The following is a 1,854-nucleotide window of genomic DNA, read 5'->3' on the forward strand; positions in this document are numbered from 1 at the left end:
TATCAGAATCAGTAAGCGAATCAGTTTCAGAATCCGTATCAGAGTCAGTAAGCGAGTCCGTATCAGAATCAGTAAGTGAATCTGTATCTGAGTCAGTGAGCGAATCAGTATCTGAGTCTGTATCAGAATCAGTAAGCGAGTCAGTGTCTGAATCAGTAAGTGAATCTGTATCTGAGTCAGTGAGCGAATCCGTATCTGAGTCCGTATCAGAATCAGTAAGTGAGTCTGTATCTGAATCAGTGTCTGAATCAGTAAGTGAGTCTGTATCTGAATCAGTGTCTGAATCAGTAAGTGAATCCGTATCTGAGTCTGTATCTGAATCAGTAAGCGAGTCCGTATCTGAGTCCGTATCAGAATCTGTATCTGAGTCAGTAAGCGAATCAGTTTCAGAATCAGTATCTGAGTCAGTGTCTGAGTCAGTAAGCGAATCTGTATCAGAGTCAGTATCAGAATCAGTAAGTGAATCCGTATCTGAGTCCGTATCAGAATCAGTAAGCGAGTCAGTGTCTGAATCAGTAAGTGAATCCGTATCTGAGTCTGTATCAGAGTCAGTAAGCGAGTCCGTATCAGAATCAGTAAGTGAATCTGTATCTGAGTCAGTGAGCGAATCCGTATCTGAGTCCGTATCTGAATCAGTATCTGAGTCTGTATCTGAGTCAGTAAGCGAATCTGTATCAGAGTCAGTAAGCGAATCAGTTTCAGAATCCGTATCAGAGTCAGTAAGTGAATCCGTATCTGAGTCAGTGAGCGAATCCGTATCTGAGTCCGTATCTGAATCAGTATCTGAGTCTGTATCTGAGTCAGTAAGCGAATCTGTATCTGAGTCAGTAAGCGAATCAGTTTCAGAATCCGTATCAGAGTCAGTAAGTGAATCCGTATCTGAGTCAGTAAGCGAATCAGTTTCAGAATCCGTGTCTGAGTCAGTATCTGAGTCAGTGTCTGAATCAGTAAGTGAATCCGTATCTGAGTCAGTAAGCGAATCTGTATCTGAGTCCGTATCAGAATCAGTAAGTGAATCTGTATCCGAGTCAGTGAGCGAATCCGTATCAGAGTCAGTGTCTGAATCAGTAAGTGAATCTGTATCTGAGTCAGTGAGCGAATCCGTATCTGAGTCTGTATCAGAATCAGTAAGCGAGTCCGTGTCTGAATCAGTAAGTGAATCCGTATCTGAGTCTGTATCTGAGTCAGTAAGCGAATCAGTTTCAGAATCCGTGTCTGAGTCTGTATCTGAGTCAGTAAGTGAGTCCGTATCAGAATCAGTATCAGAGTCTGTATCTGAGTCAGTAAGTGAATCTGTATCTGAATCCGTATCAGAATCAGTAAGTGAATCCGTATCAGAGTCTGTATCTGAATCAGTAAGTGAATCTGTATCAGAGTCAGTAAGCGAATCTGTATCTGAGTCTGTATCAGAATCAGTAAGCGAGTCCGTGTCTGAATCAGTAAGTGAATCTGTATCTGAGTCTGTATCCGAGTCAGTGAGTGAATCTGTATCTGAGTCAGTAAGCGAATCAGTTTCAGAATCCGTATCAGAGTCCGTGTCTGAGTCAGTAAGTGAATCTGTATCTGAGTCAGTAAGCGAATCTGTATCTGAGTCTGTATCAGAATCAGTAAGCGAGTCCGTGTCTGAATCAGTAAGTGAATCTGTATCTGAGTCAGTGAGTGAATCTGTATCAGAATCAGTAAGTGAATCCGTATCTGAGTCTGTATCAGAATCAGTAAGCGAGTCAGTGTCTGAATCAGTAAGTGAATCTGTATCTGAGTCTGTATCCGAGTCAGTGAGTGAATCTGTATCTGAGTCAGTAAGCGAATCAGTTTCAGAATCCGTATCAGAGTCCGTGTCTGAGTCAGTAAGTG

1 protein-coding gene is annotated in these 1,854 nt (G+C 42.1%); it reads left to right on the forward strand.

What is annotated here, in order from left to right; translation table 11 throughout:
• On the forward strand, positions 1-1,854 hold a 1,854-nt coding region (locus tag ACGHCK_RS11400; protein ID WP_394304578.1), incomplete at both ends, for a hypothetical protein.

Origin of the sequence: Lactococcus muris (assembly GCF_042849115.1) — a bacterium.
In the GTDB taxonomy this organism is placed as follows: Bacteria; Bacillota; Bacilli; order Lactobacillales; family Streptococcaceae; genus Lactococcus; species Lactococcus muris.